This is a genomic window from Arthrobacter sp. U41 (assembly GCF_001750145.1).
In the GTDB taxonomy this organism is placed as follows: domain Bacteria; phylum Actinomycetota; class Actinomycetes; order Actinomycetales; family Micrococcaceae; genus Arthrobacter.
Genome location: NZ_CP015732.1, coordinates 3,057,990 through 3,074,912, shown reverse-complemented (window position 1 = coordinate 3,074,912; position 16,923 = coordinate 3,057,990). Strand labels below are relative to the sequence as shown.

Genomic DNA, 16,923 nt, shown 5'->3' with positions numbered 1-16,923 from the left:
AACCATCCGGGACGAATCACGATATTAGTTCGTCATGACCGGGGGCACTACGAGAGAGCGCTCCAAATTCGTGAGTTCGCGGGCTACAGTGCCATCGACCAGAACCATTCCCTTGCCGGCTGCCCCGCGGGCGTTCCACTCCGGCTCTCCAGGGGTAAGCAAGGCCTCGACGCCCGGCGCTCGTCGCGAGTCCCGTACACGGGCAGCCATGTTGGCCACCTGCTGCCTGAACTCGTCTGGGTCGGTGAAAGCTTCGATGTTCAGGGCCAGAAAGAAGTGTGAACAGTCGTTGGGGATTTCTGGTCCCGTGTAGAGACCTTGGACGCTATCACCCCAGGCGCCACCGGAGAGTACTCCGGTCAGGACGTCCACCATCACGGCTAGACCAAAGCCCTTGGGACCGCCTGCCGGAAGCAACAGCCCGCGGATAGCTTCGGCCGGATCCGTCGTCGCGGACCCGTCCGGTCCGGTCGCCCAGGTGTCTGGTATGCAAGTCCCGCTCTGCTCAGCCGACTTGATTTTTCCAAATGCCGCCTCTGAAAGTGCCATATCCAGAACCAAGTGAGCTCCGTCGCCGCTCGGCACGCCGATGGCCAGGGGATTATTCCCGACGACGGCTTCTGCGCCTCCTATCGCGGCCATGAGAGGGCGCGTGTTGGCAGCTGCAATACCGATGTAGCCGGATTCGGCCGCCTGGAGCACGTACCGGGAGGCGGCGCCGAAATGGAAGCCGTGTCGGACAGTCACGGCGCCCACACCGAACGCTTCAGCCTTCTGCATGGCCATTGCCTGATCTGACGTCAGAGCACCGAGGGCGTGGCGGGCATCCAGAACGCAAATGGCTCCCCGCTCTCGCACCACCTCCGCGCTTTCGTGCCGCGAAACCGAACCGGCTCTGATGCGCTCCACGTACATGGGCACGCGCATTGTGCCGTGGGACCGGACGCCGCGAAGATCCGCTTCAACCAGTGAATCTGAGACTCTGGCCGCCGATGCCGGCGAGTAGCCCAGGGAGCCAAAAATCCGCCCGACTGTCGACCTCAGCCAGGACTCCTCAACTTGAACGAGAGCAGGAGACGTGGTCATCGTCCACCGGCCAATATCGGCTGACTCTGGTCCGAACGGGCCCTTACAACGTAATCATCGTCCCGGAAGGTCCCATTTTCCTTCCTGAACTGGCTCATGAAATCGGGCCAAAGCGTAGTCAGCCGACCGTTCCTCGGATCTACGTACCAGCTTTCGCAACCACCTGAGAGCCACACAGTACCCTGGCTGCGATCATGAATGGTTTTCACGTACTCCTCCTCCGCTTCGGCCCTCACTTCCAAGGAGGAAACCGAGTTCTCACTCATGTACTTCAATGCCCCCGCTATATAGGAGATCTGGGTTTCTGCCATGAAGATAATGGATCCTGCCCCCAATCCGGTGTTCGGCCCGAGCATCACAAACAAGTTTGGAAAGCCGCTTACCGTTGTGCAGGCATACGCCTGCCCTCCTTTGCCCCAGTGATCCGCCAGCGAGACGTCGCCCTTTCCGTAAATACGATGCGAAATCGGCAGATCGCTCGCTTCAAATCCGGTGCTCAGGACCAGGACATCCAGCTCGTGCCGTTCCCCTTCCCGGGTGACTACTGTGTTCCCCTCAATGTGGCTGATCCCGTCCGTTTCCAGAGTGACGTTGGAGCGGGTCAGGGCCGGGTAGTAATCGTTGGAGATCAGGATTCGTTTGCAGCCAATTGCATAGTTCGGAGTGAGCTTCTTGTACAGGACGGGATCAGCAATCTGGCTTTTACGGTGGTTGTCCGCTGTCTCCGTAATCTGGTCAATAAAGGCCGGAACGCCCCTGCGCTGCGGGAAACGTGCCTCATTGCCCCAGAACAGCTCATCCCGGATGGCCTGGGCGGTATGGGGAAACTTCCTGAACATTCCGCGTTCGGCATCAGTATAGAAGTAGTCCAGCCGGGGAATCACATAGGGCGCTGAGCGCTGGAAGACCGTTAGCTCAGCGGCCGTTTCTGCGATTTCCGGGACAATCTGGATCGCTGACGCGCCGGAACCGACCACTCCGATCCGTTTGCCCTCCAGCTGCACATCATGGTCCCACTGCGCGGAATGGAAGATCTCACCTGAGAAACTGTCTATCCCCTTGATGTTGGGAAATTTCGCATCCGAGAGGTGTCCCGACGCTGTAACCAAAGACTTCCCGGTGAAGGTTCCCCGGGGCGTGGAGACCGTCCAGTGCTCCTGGGTTTCGTCCCAGCGGGCGTCCAGCACTTCCGCCCCGAAACGGATGTGTGGGACGAGCCCTTCTTCGCGGGCTGCAGCCTGAAGGTACTGGAGAATCTCCGGCTGAGTGGCGTAGACCCTTGACCAGTCAGGGTTGGGACGAAACGAGAACGAATAAAGGTGTGACTGAATGTCACACGCAGCCCCCGGATAAGTGTTGTCGCGCCACGTCCCGCCTACATCAGCGGCGCGTTCCAGCATGACAAATGACTTGTTGTTTTCTCGAGCGAGCTGGATGCCCATCCCAAGGCCCGAGAAACCGGTCCCGACGATGATCACATCGACACTTCTCAACGGATCATGTTCGTCCCTCGGGTCACTGTCGGCAGTTGCTGCGATTTCAGTATGATTCATCGGTACTCCTCGTTTCTCTGATTCTGGCTCATGCATGGACGGGGGCCAGAACGGCCCCGGCATCTTCGGAATCGTGTCCCTGAACGAAATTGTCAATGCGAGTAAAGAGTTCAGCAGGTCGCTCATGCACCACGGCGTGACCACTTGAAATCTCGACAAAACGGGAGTCGTTGATTGCGCCGAACAGGGCATGGCTGTGTCGAATGGGAGCCATCTGGTCGTCGGAGCATCCAATGACGAGCGTCCGGGCCCTAATGCCTGACAACTTCGACGAGATGTCAACCGTTCTATTGAGGCGCATCTTGCGCGCCCTGCTGGGAGCGCTCTTGATGCCTGCGAGGAGCTTCTGGAGTTCGCCGGGCTGTCGGGTGGCGACGAACCGGGAGCTGAAAGCGGTGAGGAGCATGAACTCCGCCAATGCCTCGGACCCCGAATCGTGAAGCTGCTGCCAGACTGAATTCCGCAGTTTCTGATGTTCGTCGGTTTTCATCCAACCTGCGACCAGAACCAGGTTTCCGACCAGTTCGGGTTGCTCGGCGGCCACTACAGCGGCAGCGACAGCGCCGAGTGAATAGCCGACAAGCGTGACGGGTCGGCCTGGTGACAGCCTCTGGATGACCGCGGAGGCCTGACTGACAAAGTGATCCACGGACAGCGGCCCGGAGCTGTCGGGGAGGTCGTCCACGAAATCGAGGGCCAACACCCGGTGCCGGAACGACAACATGGGCAGAAGGGCAGCAAAATTGTTTTCCGCGCTCCCACCTGTCCCATGAAGGAGGACTATGGGTGCTCCGCCCCTTTCCTTATCACCGGTGTCGTAATACGACACTTCGACGCCGTCGACGTTGACGGTACCTTGGGATACTCCCGGGTAGAAAGTCACTCTGCTTCCTTTCATCACAACCATCTCAGAGAGAGACTTTTGATAGTTCACTCCTAATGAAGTGTACTATCATTACATCACTGATGTGGTTCCGCTCACAACCCCTGCCATTAGGGTTTTTCACAAGGAGGCCTCTAATGAATGTTGAGCTTCGGCCGCGTATGCGAGCCGTCAGTCCTTCCAGCTGGGGCCCACCTGAGGTCCTCCGGGAAATTGAAGTGGACAGGCCTTCCCCCCAACCGGGCGAAGTCCTGATTCGTGTCAAAGCAATCGGGGTAAATCCGACAGATTGGAAGAGCCGGGCTACCGGCGGCAGGAGGCTGTGGAAGAACCCCCCGATCCTGGGGTTCGATGTCTCCGGCGTTGTTGAGGAGGTGGCCGAAGGTTCCGTTCTCTTCCAGCCGGGCGACGAGATCTTCGGAATGCCCCATTTCCCTCAACAGGCGGGGGCTTACGCAGAGTATGTTGCCGGACCCGCCCGCCAGTTCGCCCGCAAGCCGGCACGCTTGGACCACATTCAGGCTGCGGCCTTGCCGTTGGCGGGTCTCACCGCATGGCAGGCCTTGGTTGATGCCGCCGGCTTGCTGGCTGGAGAACGCGTGCTCATCCATGCAGCAGCCGGCGGCGTCGGCCATCTAGCGGTACAGATCGCAAAGGCACGCGGAGCATACGTCATCGGCACAGCCCGGCGTTCAAAGCATGAGTTCGTCCGCAGCCTGGGCGCGGACGAAGTGCTGGACTACACGGAAGCCCACTCCGTTGAAAGCCTTTCAAAGGTGGACGTTGTCATTGATTTGATCGGCGCAGAGACCGGACAACGCTCTGTCGGCCTTATTCGCCCCGGAGGCACTCTGGTTTCTTTGATTCCCCGAAGGCACGGCCCGACGGCGGCGGCGGCTGCTGCTGCCGGCGTCCGCTACACCTTGGTGGTCGTTGAACCGGACGCTGAAGGCCTGAAGGCGCTTGCACGGCTGGTGGACTCGGGAGAACTTCGCCCCCACGTCTCGGCGGTCCTTCCATTGTCTGACGCCCGCGGTGCCCACGAGTTGGGTGAGACTGGCCGAACAACAGGAAAAATCGTGCTGACGCCCTAGACCCGAGCGCGGGTGCTTATGCCAACAAATCCGGCTTAGGGGCAAGCGCACCGTGCCGGTTCCGGGACGGAAGGCAAAGTGGCAGCAACTGTCCCACGTCATCGCGGTCCTCCAAGCTATAGACGAAGTCCGCCACCGCACTCATTTCTGACCAGGAAAGCCCTGAGGCAGGCAGCAGGTGACGGGCAAGGTCCATGATGCCGTCGCGATCGTACTCAACTGCGCGGGCCGGACCCGAATCCATGCGCTGACCGTCAAGCAGGCGTATCCGCACCGAAGCCCGGTGGTCCCCCGGTTCAGCCGGTCCGGTCTCGAGTCTCACTTTCGCCGCAGCGCCGAGCACGGAAGGATTTCCGTGCTCGGCGAGGTGGCCGACGTCGACGCTCCCGTAAACCAGCGCCACCCCAAGGGCAAACTGCATGCTCATCATTGCCGCCGTGGCTGTCGGTGGTCGACCCCGCGCGTCGACTCCTGGATAGGACCTGTCACTTTGACTCACCGCGACGACGACCTCGTCCACATCCTCAGCCCCGAACCCGTATCTACTTCTGAGCTCAACGATCCTTTGGACGGCAGCCTGATTGATCGCGCATACCGGAAACGGCTTGAGAATGACATCGCTCACGGCCCACGTGTTCAGGCTGCCCAGAATTTCATCCCCGTCCGCTGGATCCTGACCGGCAAAGGCCCGGTGGAAGCCGGATGCACCTTCAATGGCATCCGGCGCACCCTGAACCCCTTCCTCGGCCAAAGTTGCCGCGAAGAAACCGTTTCTTGCCGCAGCCGCCGTCTGGTAGCGCCATTCATCCGTTCCGCGTCTCCACATTTGCGTGATGCCCGCTGCAGAGCTGGCCGCAATGGCGAGTGCGTTGGCGATTTGTGCCGCCCCTCCCCCGTGCGCCTTCGCGACAGCGGCCGCTGCGGCAAATGGACCGAACAGGCCAGTAGGGCGGAACCCGCGCCGTGTTACTGCACCCACGGAGCTGCCACCGATGCCGGCGCCCACCTGGTAGCCGGCAATCATGGCGACGATGAATGCCCGGCCGCCCAGGGAACGGTTTTCCGCCACGGCGAGCAGAGGCGGAATGACGCAGCTGCCGAAGTGGCTTACCGAACCGGGGTGCTCGTCGTGCTGGGCGCGAGCCCCCATGAGCAGCGAGTTGGTGTACAAACTGCTTTCGTTCGGTCCCCTCCAACCGTCGGTCAACCGTGTCGCTGTCACCGTGCGGGGCGCGCCCTCCGGCCAGTTCACCCGGTCCTGCCCGGGAATATTTAGGTTCCTCGCCCCCAATGCAACGACGAGGTTATGAAATAAGACCGTCTTGGCACGCTCGGTGACGTCTGGCGGTATCGCGTCGTAGCTGAGACTGTCAACGTAATCAGCAAGTTGGGCAAGGATGGTTGGTCCCGGTTCGGCGACGATCATTTTCTGACTTCCTGTCCCAGTTTGTGACGCACCAGTTGACGGACTTCCTCCTGGACGCGGGCGCTATTCTGCGGGCATCTTTTCCGGCTTGTTGGCGGCAAGCAGTGCCATCGGGCGACGGCGGCGCTTGCTGACGAATCCGAAGATAATGCCTGCGCCCAGTACCAGGAAGATAGTCAGCGAGATCGGATCTGTTACAAAGATCCCGAAGCTGCCGCCCGAGAGCAGTAGCGACTGCCGCACGGAGGTCTCGAGAATTGGTCCAAGAACGAAGGCCAGGACCAAGGGGCCCGGATCAAACCCGGTCTTCTTCATTAGCCATCCGAGCACGCCGAACACGAGCACTACCCACATGTCGAACACGTCGTTGCTGATCGAGAAGACACCTACCATGACCACCAGCAAGGCAAACGTGACGAGTATGCCGGCGCGGATACGGAGCAGCTGAACGAAGAAACCGACCAAGGGTATATTGAGCGCAAGCAGCATCAGATTGCCGATGAACATTGATGCAATGACGCCCCAGAAGACCTCGGGGTTATTGGTCATCATCTGCGGGCCTGGCGTAATGCCGTGAACCAGCAAAGCACCGAACAGCAGCGCCAGCACGACGTTCGACGGAATTCCAAGCACCAGCAGGGGGATGAAAGCCGACGTCGAGGATGCATTATTGGCGGTTTCCGGTCCTGCAACCCCCTCGATGGCCCCTTTCCCGAACCTGCTTGGATCCTTAGCCCGGCGTTTCTCCATCGCGTAGGACGCCAGCGAAGAAAGTACGCCGCCTCCGCCCGGGAGAATGCCGATGAAGAAGCCGAGCACGGAACCACGCGCAATGGCTCCGGAAGAGTCCCTGAGATCCTTCCGCGTGGGCAGGATGTTCTTTATTTTTGAGGTAAAGGCCTGGACTTTTTCTGTCTGCTCCAGGTTGTACAGAATCTCGCCAACGCCGAACAAGCCCATGGCGACGGCGACGAAGTCCAGACCATCGAGCAGGGACGTCTGGCCGAAGGTGAAGCGGGGCTTGCCCGTTACCAGGTCCTGGCCAATCGCTGAGAGCAGGAGCCCCACTGCAGCCATGCACAGCGCCTTGACCGTAGAACCCGTACCCAGCGAGGTGACGAGAAAGAGTCCGAGAACCATGAGCGCCACGAAAGCGGGTGGACCGAAAGCGAGCGCCGCGTCCGCAAGCACCGGAGCAAGGAAGACCAGACCAATAACCGACGCCGTTCCGCCGATAAAGGAGCCAATGGCTGAGATACCGAGAGCAGCTCCGGCACGTCCTTGCTTAGCCATTTGATAGCCGTCAAACGTCGTGACCACCGAGGCGGCCTCGCCCGGCAAGCGCAACAACACGGAGGTTATTGTTCCTCCATACATGGAGCCGTAGTAAATGCCGGCCAGCATGATGACCGCAGCCGTGGGATCAAGCGTGAGCGTCAGAGGCAGCAGAAGGGCGATCGTGGCCGTCGGACCAAGACCGGGCAAAACGCCGATGGCAGTACCAACCGTCACACCGATGAATACATACAACAAGTTCATGGGGTCAAAGGCCACAGAGAACCCCAAGGCGAGATTGTTCAACGCGTCCATGTCAGACTCCCAAAGCTGAAAATAGAGTAACGACGACATCCTTGGGGAACGGAACGCCCAACGCCACTACGAAGAGAAAATGCATCACAACGGAACCGGCGGCGGCTAGCGGTACCGCCAGCTTCCACGGTTCCTCGCCGAAAGTCTTCAGCCACAAGGTCAGCATGAGGAAAGCCGGGATGAGGAAACCGATCGCCTGAAAAAGGACGATAAAGATACCTAAGCTCGCCAGACCCCCGGCGATGTACAACGCCCGGCGGTTCCAGCGTTCGCATTCGGTGGGATCCTGGACAACCAGGAGGACACCTGCCATCACTGTAAGAAACATTCCGAGGATAAACGGCCACAATCCGGGTCCCGGTTTGTTTAGTTGCCCTAAAGACAGCTGATAAGCGCCAACCATTACAGCCACGCCAACCAGCAATAGGACGATCGGAATGACGCGGGGCCATTGTGTATGGACAGGCGTTGCGGACACTTTTGTCTCCTGTGTTCGTGCACTGCTCATTGCCGCAGGGGCCATGATGCTCCGCCCTCTCTCTACTGGCGCGACTTACTTCTTCAGCATCGTCTTGTAGACAGCCGCGCCCTCATCGAGTATCCCCTTGAGGGCTTCAGCGTCATCAAACGTTTCAGGGACGAAGCGTGCGCCAATGATCTCGACTGTCTTCGGGTCCTTAAGGCACGTCTCCAGGGTGGCCGCAAGTTTGGAGGTGGCGTCGCCTGGCAGACCCGCCGGGCCCGCAAGCGCATATGTAGTAACCGCCAGGGTCAGGTCAGGGTAACCGAGCTCGACAAGCGTGGGCGTATCCGGCAGGTGCTTCTGCCTTTCTTCGGCAGAGACTGCAAGTGCCCTGAACGAACCGTCTTCGACCCTGGCCGAGACTTCGGGCGCATCGTTGATGAAAGCTGCGTCCGCGTGGCCGCCCAGAACTGCCGTTGTTGCTCCTGCACTGCCATCGAACGGCACAACCGTGATGTCTACGCCATACTGGTCCTCGAGCCGCTGCAGTTCGATGGCCTGCGGTGTGGATGATCCGGATACAGCAACGGTGAGCTTACCCGGATCAGCCTTGGCTGCATCAATGAATGCCTTGGCATCTTTGTAGGACGAGTCCTTTCCGACCACCAGGTTCATTGGTACATGGGAAATGACTCCGATCGGCGTGATGTCATCCTTCGAATAGTCGAGATCATTGACCAGCGGCGTCAGCACAGTCATTCCAGTCGACACAATCGCCACGGTATGTCCATCCGCCTTGGAGCCGATCAGCTTCTGCATCCCCAGAGCACCGGAGCCGCCCGCTACGTTCTCAGCGACGACTGACCGACCGAGCTCCTTGCTCAGGCACGGCGCAAGGGCACGGGCCGTTACATCGGTCGGACCTCCGGCGGAATAGGGAATAATGAAGCGGATATTTTCGGTGGGGTACCCTTCAGCTGATCGGGTGCCTGCCGTACTGCCGCAGGCTACGACTGCAACAGACATAACTCCGACGCCGGCGAGCATACGTGCCGTGCGGGTGAATTTCTTATTCATGAGGTCTCCAGTTCAGGTGTGAGCTTCGTTGCTGACCCGTCAGCTGATAGAAGTGCACTATCAAAACTTCCGTCCAACAGAGGCTATGGGGCCCTTGAGATGTAAGTCAAGTCACATTTTTGCATACCATGTGCGAGGATTTGGGACTTACCTCCTCTTCTCCTACAGCGCCTACATCGGGCTGAAAATGGATTATTGGATCCCATTGCCATCCCGGGGGTCCCTCTGCTTGACTCGTTTCGGGAATCACGGACCGCGCTCTCAAGTTCCAGTCTGCTGAAGCGCGTTGCTCATTGAAAGATCATCGAAGTCAGGACAGAAACATGAAGGAACGCGTATTGGTGACGGGTGGAGCGTCCGGAATTGGGGCAGCTATCGTAGAGCGCTGCCTGCAAGAGGGCTACGAGCCCGTCGTGATAGACCGCGTCGGCTCCAAGTTGAGAGCCGATTTGTCGGATCCCGAGGCTACCGCCGAGGTGCTGCAGGAGGCGTTGGCGGACGGGCCGATCCACCGGCTCGTCAACAACGTCGGAATGATAAAGGTCGCCTCCATCGAAACCGTCAGCATGGAGGACCTAGAACTGACGTGGTCAGTCAACGTGCGCTCAGCCATTCAATGCCTGCAGGCCGTCCTGCCCGCCATGAAAGAGCGCGGGTTCGGGCGCGTCGTCAATATTTCATCCCGGGCGGCCTTGGGCAAGGAAGGCAGAACAGCTTATGCCTCGTCGAAGGCGGCACTGCTGGGGCTAACCCGGACGTGGGCATTGGAACTTGGAAGACACGGAGTGACCGTAAACGCAATTGGCCCGGGCCCAATTCGGACGGCGATGTTCGAAGCAGCCAACCCGCCCGGCGCCCCCAGAACGCAGGAGATCATTGACTCCATCCCGGTGCAAAGGATGGGGGAGCCCGAGGACATAGCCAACAGCGTGCTTCATTTCCTCGACGATCGATCCGGTTTCGTGACCGGGCAGGCCCTGTACGTTTGCGGTGGCAAGACAGTGGGCATGGCAGGAATCTGAGTTGCCTAACCCAACGCTCGAATCAAATGACACTCCTGCACACCCAACCGGGCGGCAGACATCTACTGGAGGTATCGATGAGGGTAGTTCGCGCAAATAGACCAGGAGGCCCTGAAGTACTCGCAATCGAAGAGATGCCTGTGCCGGTTCCCGCACCCGGCGAAGTGCTCATCGCCGTTACCGCAGCCGGCCTCAACCGAGCCGACACGCTGCAGCGCGAGGGTAACTACAAGCTTCCTTCCGGGGCGACAGATGTTCTCGGACTCGAGGTGTCCGGCACGATCTCAGCTGTCGGCTCCGGTGTCCACCAGTTTTCGGTGGGCGATGAAGTCGTGGCGCTGCTGGTCGGTGGCGGCTATGCAGAGCACGTAGCCGTTCCCTCGGGCCAGGTGGTCAGGGCCCCCGCGGGCGTCGACCTTGTCAGCGCGGCCGCCCTGCCCGAAACCATGGCAACCGTATATTCCAACCTCTTCATGTCCACTAGCGTCGCCCCTGGCGAGACTGTGCTGATCCATGGCGGCGCTGGCGGCATCGGAACCACTGCAATTCAGCTGGTGAGGGCCTTCGGAGGCACCGTGGCTGTCACCGCGGGTTCCAGGGAGAAGCTGAACGCGGCCGCCCATCTGGGTGCGGACATCCTGATCAACTACCGGGAACAGGACTTCGTTGACGAGATCAAGAACGCCACGGGCGGTCGGGGGGCGGATGTCATCCTTGATGTTGTCGGCGGGACGTATCTGGCCCGCAATATCGACGCTCTCAACTTCTCTGGCCGACTTGTGATTATCGGGCTGCAAGGCGGAGCCAAAGCCGAACTCGACATCCGGTCACTCATGATGAAGCGTGCCAGCGTGATTGGCACCCTGCTGCGGCCAAGGCCCGTGCAGGAGAAAACTGCCATCATGGAGGCTTTGTCCAAAAACGTCTGGCCTATGGTCACTTCGGGCGAGGTCCAAGTGCAGGTGGACAAGACCTTCCCCCTGGCCGAGGCAGCCGCCGCCCATCGATACTTCGACTCGGGCTCGCATATTGGCAAAGTCCTGCTTACCGTCTAATGTCCCGGCGACTAACCGTGCCGCGCCCGGACTATGGCAGGACATCTACGCGCATGCGTGCGCCGCCCAACGATCTTCGAAATAATTCGAATTGTGGGCCTGCCAACTCCTGCTTTCCGTTGTTGACGGCGCCTTGTGTGCCCTCAAGAGACCGTGGTGGTACGAGGCGTTTGCGACGGCCTCTGGTGTTGAGGCTGGCTGCTCGGACTCCCTGCTGGGGGCTGCTGCTCAGCCGACAAACTTCGAAGAACCGGCTCCCCGTGGAGCAGGTGTAGAAGTTCTTGGCGATGCTGGTGCTGGGTTTGGTGGTCTTTATGTTCACCGGCTTCATCTTCGTCTTTTTCGCTTTTCTGCTTCCGCTCATTCCGCTAATCTGCCCGGCCAACCCGGACTTCCGAGCGCACCGTCCGCACCTGCATCGAAGGACGCAACAACAAATGAGACTCCTCACCCTCCGCACCAAGAACGGTACCAAGGCTGTCCGCCAGGACGGCGACACCCTGACCGAGATCGACGGCTTCGCCGACGTCGGAGAGCTGCTGCGCTCCCCGGACTGGGAAGCCACCGCAAAGGCCGCCAACGGCGCCAAGCACCCCCTCGAGGGCGCGGACCTCGACGCCGTTGTCCCCTCCCCGGGCAAGATCATCTGCGTGGGCCACAACTACCGCAACCACATCAAGGAAATGGGCCGGGAAGTCCCCGAGTTCCCGACCCTGTTCGCCAAGTACCAGGAATCCCTGATCGGCCCGAACGATGACCTGGCCCTGCCGCAGGAATCCGACACGGTCGACTGGGAATCCGAGCTCGCCGTCGTGATCGGCAAGAAGGGCCGCCGGATCGCCGAAGCCGACGCCGCGGACCACATCGCCGGGTACGCGGTGCTGAACGATGTGTCCATGCGCGACTACCAGTTCCGCACCATCCAGTGGCTGCAGGGCAAGACCTGGGAGAAGTCCACCCCGTTCGGCCCGGCACTGGTCACCAAGGACGAGTTCAGCGGCGGCTTGATGACCACCGCGGTCGACGGCGAGATCCAGCAGCAGACCCCCACCAACGACGTCGTCTTCACCCCCGAGTTCCTGGTCTCCTACATCTCCACCATCATCACCCTCAACCCGGGCGACGTCATCGCCACCGGCACCCCCGGCGGGGTCGGCCACGCCCAGGACCCGAAGCGCTACCTGCAGGAAGGCCAGCTCCTGGTCACCACCATCGAGGGCCTCGGAGAGCTGAAGAACCGCGTGGTCAAGGAAGCCTGATGGTCGCCCGCCATGACCAGACGACGGACCCGGAGCTGCTGGCGGCCCTGCTGCAGGCGCGCCGCGGCACGGCGTTCTTCGCCCGCAAGCTCAACGAACTCTCCGACGCGGAGCTCGACGGCGATTCGCTGCTTCCCGGCTGGACCCGCCGCCACATCACCGCGCACATCGGCTACAACGCCCGGGCCATCGCCCGGCTCGTGGAGTGGGCAGTCACCGGGGTGGAGACCCCGATGTACGCCTCCACCGCGGTCCGGGACCACGAGATCAACTTTGGGGCGACCCTGAGTCCGATCGCGCTACGGCACCTCTTCGACCACTCCGCCGTGCACCTCAACGTCGAATGGCGGGACCTGCCCGAGGACGCCTGGCACCACACAGTCCGGACCATCCAGGACCGGGAAGTCCCCGCCACGGAAACCGTCTGGATGCGCAGCCGCGAAGTGTGGATGCACGCCGTCGATCTCGACAACGGCGCCAGCTTCCGTGACATTCCGGTTCCCGTGCTGGACCGGCTCCTCAAGGACATCACCGGCGCCTGGCACACCCGCGGCACCGACACGGGACTCCTCATCAAAGTGACCGACCGCGATCTGGCGTTCGGAAATGCTACGTCGGCGTCGCCGACGGTCGTCTCAGGACCGCTGGCGTCCGTCGTCGAGTGGGCGGCCGGCCGGGGCAGCGCCGGTGTGACCGCAGTCGACGGCGCGGCTGCGCCTGTGGCGGTCCCGGCCGCCGCGAAATGGATCTGAGCCCCACCACCTAAGCCCATCATGACCAGGAAAGCCCCCTCAATCGAGGGGGCTTTCCTCACATCGCGTTCAGCCGAGTCGACAAACCCGATGCATCCCGCGCATGAGTATTTCAAAGACGCTACGAGTGAGTCCGAGAAGTTGTCAGCCAAGCCGCTTCCGATCTGGATCGTCGAGGCAGGTTGAGGCCCGGGGCGGTGCCAGCCCGCAGCGTCACGGCAGCTGGAGGCACGGCAGCTGGTGGCACTGATGGATGGTTTGCAGGTGTCGGTGACGGTCGACCAGCGAGGACAGCGACGCCGGATACCCAGAATCCGGATGCGGCGATGACGGGGAAAATGATGGCTGCGGCGGTCGGATTGACTGGTGGGAAGGCAGAGGCAGCAAAGCCCACCAGTTCCGACACACTCGCCCTCGAGGCCCGCCCCGCCTGCCGACTGGGCAGGCTCAACTGGCTCATGACCTGCTCCGGATCAGTGGCCATGTCATGCGGTTCCCCCCGCGTTCCTGTATGAACAGGTATCAGAGCGGAAATTCTGGGACCAGCCGCAAACCTGGGCCGATCCAAAAAATATTCAGCGAGTCATGTTGTAGTCGGCCCTGGCCACCATGAAGTAGTGAACGCGAAAACCCGACGGAAGGACGAACGAGGATGAACACCCAGAACGCACCCCGCAGGGCGGCACCCGGCCTGCCGTAGTCAGCCGCTCCCCTAACAACCGAATAGGCCGTTTCCGGGACCCCACACACCCGGAACATCAGATCAGAGGCGAGAGTGTGCACACTGTGCACACGAAAAATACCAAAAAGGCCCCTGACCTGCGGAAACACTGTGCCCGAGGTGGGACTCGAACCGGGTTCCAGCCCTTGCAAACACTGGACTCCCGCCGAAACATACGGAATCCGGGCCAGTCCGGCACCGGTACGGCCCAGTCCGGGACCCAAAGTGTGGACACTGTCCACACCCCCATTCTCCCCACCCGCGGCCTCCCCAAACTGCCGCACCCCGCATCGACAGGGTGCGGCACTTCTTTGCCCTGAAAAGACTTGATCCTGCTGGAGAAGTTCAACCGCGGCTGCAACCGGGTCCCGCACGCGCCCGTTGCCGAGTCTTGGGCATGCAGCACGGCGTGCTCAGCCTCTGGACGCTCCATCACGACGTCACCTCCCTTTAAACTATTCATGATCCGATCGGCGGACCTCTGCATAACCGGGCGGCGCACCTTCAGACGCTGGGTGGGCATCACCTGAACGGGAGTGGATGATCGAGAGATTGCTCGGCGGCTCGGGGGTGCTAGTACCGTGGCCATCGGCACGCAGTTCGTAGATGAATCCAGCTATTTGCGGCGGCGAGGGTCGAGGTCCCTCGCGAAGAAAATCGAGGCTTTCTTCAGGATCTCGTTTGCCTCCCGCAGTTCCCGGTTCTCGCTCTCCAGCTCTCTGATCCGGGTCTGCTCGGCGCTGGTGACGCCGGGGCGTTCGTCCGCGTCGATCTGGGCCTGGAGAACCCACCGGCGCAGGGACTCCCTGCCAATATTGAGCTTCGGTCCGATGGCGGAACAGGCGGCAAAAACGGAGTCGTACTCACTGAGGTGGTCCAGGACCATCCGCACGGCACGCGCACGCTGATCCTGGGGGTATCGCTTGGGCATAATCGCTATCCTTCACAAAAAAGGAAGCGGCATCAAACCCGGTACGGTTCAATTCGAGACACAGAGGTTTCGAGACTCCGAGTCGTAGAAGAAACTACAACACGGCGGTTATGGATCGGAACTGCGGTGCAGAGGGCCGCGCGACTGTCCGTGAGAGTCGCTATGCGGAGGCTCTCAGGGGCTCGAGGGCGGCTAGGACGAGGTCGAGGCCGAAGATGAACTCCTCGGCCGGGTCGTAGCCGGCAGCGACGAGCGCCGCGGCGGACTCGTTGAGGTAGGGGAACTCGTCAGGAGGAAGCTGGGGCAGGTAAACGTCCTTGGCCATGTCCGCGAGCTCATCGGCGGTGTCGAACGGCAGGCTGGCTGCCTGCAGGGCGTAACCGTAAACATAGCTGTCGATCAACCAGTTGGCGTGTGTCGCCATCAAGACCGGGAAGCCGGCCCTTCGCAGGCAGGCGGTAACCGCTTCGTGGTGGCGGAGGTTCGCGGGCCCCGGCGATGTCCGCGACTCCAACAGGCCGATCGCCCACGGGTGGCGTGCGAGAACCTGTCGGGCGGATACCGCCCGCCGTCGCATCGCCGACTGCCAGTCGATTTCTTCGGGCGGGAGCTCGATCTCCTCGAACACGATGTCGATCATGGCGTCCAGCAACTCGTCCTTGCTCGCCACGTAGTGGTAGAGCGACATCGCGCCCGCACCGAGCACGCCAGCCAGCCGGCGCATGCTCAGCCCGTCGACCCCCTCGCGGTCGGCGAGCCGGACCGCCTCGACCACCACCCGCTGCTTGCTCAACCCCGCGTCTGACGCGACCTGGCGTTGTTCCCTCGCAGACACGGGTCTCCTCGCTCTCTCAAAAGGCTTGACAATAGTACATCGTACGATCAAAGTATACCGTACACCGTACGTCGTACGGTGTACGAGCCAGCGAGAGTCGCGGCTCGGACGTGAGGAGGCCTCTGTGGGAATCGAACAGCGATCGAATGCCGGAGCACGCCTGGTGCCGGAGGCGAGTCCGGCCGGGGCGGCGACGATGCGGGCCGCCGTCCAGCAACGCTACGGCCCGCCCTCAGTGCTCGAGTCGTCCGAGGTCGGGCTACCGCTGCCCGGTCGAGGCTGTGTGCTCGTCCACGTGGGCGCGGCCTCGGTACACCCTGGCGACTACTTCGTCATGACCGGTGAGCCGTACGTGGCGCGCCTGGCGTTCGGGCTCCGCCGGCCGCGCCACGGCATCCCTGGCAGGGACCTCGCCGGCGTGGTGGCAGCGGTCGGGAATGATGTCACCGCTTTCCGCCCCGGCGACGAGGTGTTCGGCTGGAGCACCGCTGGAACGCTCGCGGAGTACGCCTGCGTCCCGGCGGACAACCTTGTGTCCGTGCCCGCCAACGTGTCGGTCGTGGACGCGGCAGCGGTGCCCACGTCGGCCATGGCTGCGTTGCAGGCGGTGCGCGAGATCGCGAACGTTCAACCGGGCCAGGCGGTGCTGGTCACGGGCGCGTCGGGCGGCGTGGGCTCCTTCGCCGTACAGATCGCCAAGACGTTTAACGCCGAGGTGACGGGTGTGTGCAGCACCCGCAACGTCGACTTGGTCCGGTCACTCGGTGCCGACCACGTCATCGACTACACGAGGACCGACTTCACCCGCACCGAGAAGCGCTACGACGTCATCCTCGACAACGTGGAAGCCCAGCCCCTAGCGGCTGTCCGCCGAGCGCTGACGCCCACCGGCACCCTCATCCCCAACAGCGGACGCGGCGGCCCCTGGCTCGGCCCCCTCGGTCGGATCGTCAAAGCGCGCGTGCTGTCCGGGTTCACCCGTCAGCAGCTGAAGCCCTTCCTGTCGGTCGAGAAGCGCCAGGACCTGCTCACCCTGGCCGACCTCCTCGCGACCGGGCAGGTCACGCCGGTCATCGATCGCACCTACCCCCTCGACGAAGCAGCGGACGCCCTCCGCTACGTCGGGGCCGGCCACACCCGAGGGAAGGTCGTGATCACCGTCTGACGACCGGACCG

General features: G+C 61.7%; 15 protein-coding genes. 6 read left to right on the top strand and 9 right to left on the bottom strand.

The window, feature by feature from the left end; all coding sequences use genetic code 11:
* Positions 1-24 precede the first annotated feature (24 nt).
* Genes ASPU41_RS13955 through ASPU41_RS13945 form a run of 3 tightly spaced genes read right to left on the bottom strand, consistent with a single transcriptional unit; the run spans position 25 to position 3,522 of the window.
* Positions 25-1,086: an Ldh family oxidoreductase gene (locus ASPU41_RS13955; protein WP_069951424.1), complete on the bottom strand. Its 1,062-nt coding sequence runs from the start codon at positions 1,084-1,086 to the stop codon at positions 25-27.
* Entirely contained in the window at positions 1,083-2,639 is a 1,557-nt protein-coding gene (locus ASPU41_RS13950) for a flavin-containing monooxygenase (RefSeq protein WP_083266512.1), read from the bottom strand. Before ASPU41_RS13950 ends, ASPU41_RS13955 begins: the two co-directional genes overlap by 4 nt.
* A 28-nt stretch (positions 2,640-2,667) precedes the next feature.
* Entirely contained in the window at positions 2,668-3,522 is an 855-nt protein-coding gene (locus tag ASPU41_RS13945; protein ID WP_197515656.1) for an alpha/beta fold hydrolase, read from the bottom strand.
* A gap of 137 nt (positions 3,523-3,659) precedes the next feature.
* Here ASPU41_RS13945 and ASPU41_RS13940 point away from each other — a divergent pair, with 137 nt between their 5' ends.
* On the top strand, positions 3,660-4,616 hold the full coding sequence (locus ASPU41_RS13940) for an NADP-dependent oxidoreductase (protein WP_069951423.1): 957 nt from the start codon (positions 3,660-3,662) through the stop codon (positions 4,614-4,616).
* A 16-nt stretch (positions 4,617-4,632) separates the two neighbouring features.
* On the opposite strand, the gene ASPU41_RS13935 is transcribed toward ASPU41_RS13940, so the two are convergent.
* From ASPU41_RS13935 to ASPU41_RS13920, 4 genes are all read right to left on the bottom strand, one after another.
* Positions 4,633-6,042 carry an MmgE/PrpD family protein gene (locus ASPU41_RS13935; protein WP_069951422.1) on the bottom strand — a complete coding sequence of 470 codons (1,410 nt, stop codon included), beginning with the start codon at positions 6,040-6,042 and terminating at the stop codon, positions 4,633-4,635.
* A 63-nt stretch (positions 6,043-6,105) separates the two neighbouring features.
* Positions 6,106-7,632: a tripartite tricarboxylate transporter permease gene (locus ASPU41_RS13930; RefSeq protein ID WP_069951421.1), complete on the bottom strand. Its 1,527-nt coding sequence runs from the start codon at positions 7,630-7,632 to the stop codon at positions 6,106-6,108.
* Position 7,633: 1 nt separating this feature from the next.
* On the bottom strand, positions 7,634-8,110 hold the full coding sequence (locus ASPU41_RS13925; protein ID WP_197515655.1) for a tripartite tricarboxylate transporter TctB family protein: 477 nt from the start codon (positions 8,108-8,110) through the stop codon (positions 7,634-7,636).
* A 75-nt stretch (positions 8,111-8,185) separates the two neighbouring features.
* Positions 8,186-9,172 carry a tripartite tricarboxylate transporter substrate binding protein gene (locus ASPU41_RS13920; RefSeq protein WP_069951420.1) on the bottom strand — a complete coding sequence of 329 codons (987 nt, stop codon included), beginning with the start codon at positions 9,170-9,172 and terminating at the stop codon, positions 8,186-8,188.
* A 323-nt stretch (positions 9,173-9,495) separates the two neighbouring features.
* Between ASPU41_RS13920 and ASPU41_RS13915 the strand changes: the two genes are divergently transcribed.
* The 4 genes from ASPU41_RS13915 (at position 9,496) to ASPU41_RS13900 (ending at position 13,260) form a co-directional block, all read left to right on the top strand.
* Complete coding sequence (locus ASPU41_RS13915) at positions 9,496-10,194, top strand: SDR family NAD(P)-dependent oxidoreductase (protein WP_069951419.1); 699 nt, start codon at positions 9,496-9,498, stop codon at positions 10,192-10,194.
* 77 nt (positions 10,195-10,271) lie between these two features.
* Complete coding sequence (locus ASPU41_RS13910) at positions 10,272-11,249, top strand: NAD(P)H-quinone oxidoreductase (RefSeq protein ID WP_069951418.1); 978 nt, start codon at positions 10,272-10,274, stop codon at positions 11,247-11,249.
* 437 nt (positions 11,250-11,686) lie between these two features.
* Positions 11,687-12,508: a fumarylacetoacetate hydrolase family protein gene (locus ASPU41_RS13905; RefSeq protein ID WP_069952700.1), complete on the top strand. Its 822-nt coding sequence runs from the start codon at positions 11,687-11,689 to the stop codon at positions 12,506-12,508.
* A complete protein-coding gene (locus ASPU41_RS13900) occupies positions 12,508-13,260 on the top strand; it encodes a maleylpyruvate isomerase family mycothiol-dependent enzyme (RefSeq protein WP_069951417.1) in 753 nt (250 codons plus the stop codon). The genes ASPU41_RS13905 and ASPU41_RS13900 overlap by 1 nt, the downstream gene beginning before the upstream one ends.
* Positions 13,261-14,597: 1,337 nt before the next feature.
* Here ASPU41_RS13900 and ASPU41_RS13895 read toward each other — a convergent pair.
* The gene (locus ASPU41_RS13895) at positions 14,598-14,912 is read right to left on the bottom strand and encodes a transposase (RefSeq protein WP_069951416.1); all 315 of its coding nucleotides are present in this window, start codon (positions 14,910-14,912) and stop codon (positions 14,598-14,600) included.
* Between the two features lie 160 nt (positions 14,913-15,072).
* A complete protein-coding gene (locus tag ASPU41_RS13890; protein ID WP_069951415.1) occupies positions 15,073-15,747 on the bottom strand; it encodes a TetR/AcrR family transcriptional regulator in 675 nt (224 codons plus the stop codon).
* A 124-nt stretch (positions 15,748-15,871) separates the two neighbouring features.
* Here ASPU41_RS13890 and ASPU41_RS13885 point away from each other — a divergent pair, with 124 nt between their 5' ends.
* Positions 15,872-16,912: an NAD(P)-dependent alcohol dehydrogenase gene (locus ASPU41_RS13885; RefSeq protein ID WP_083266510.1), complete on the top strand. Its 1,041-nt coding sequence runs from the start codon at positions 15,872-15,874 to the stop codon at positions 16,910-16,912.
* Positions 16,913-16,923: the final 11 nt, after the last annotated feature.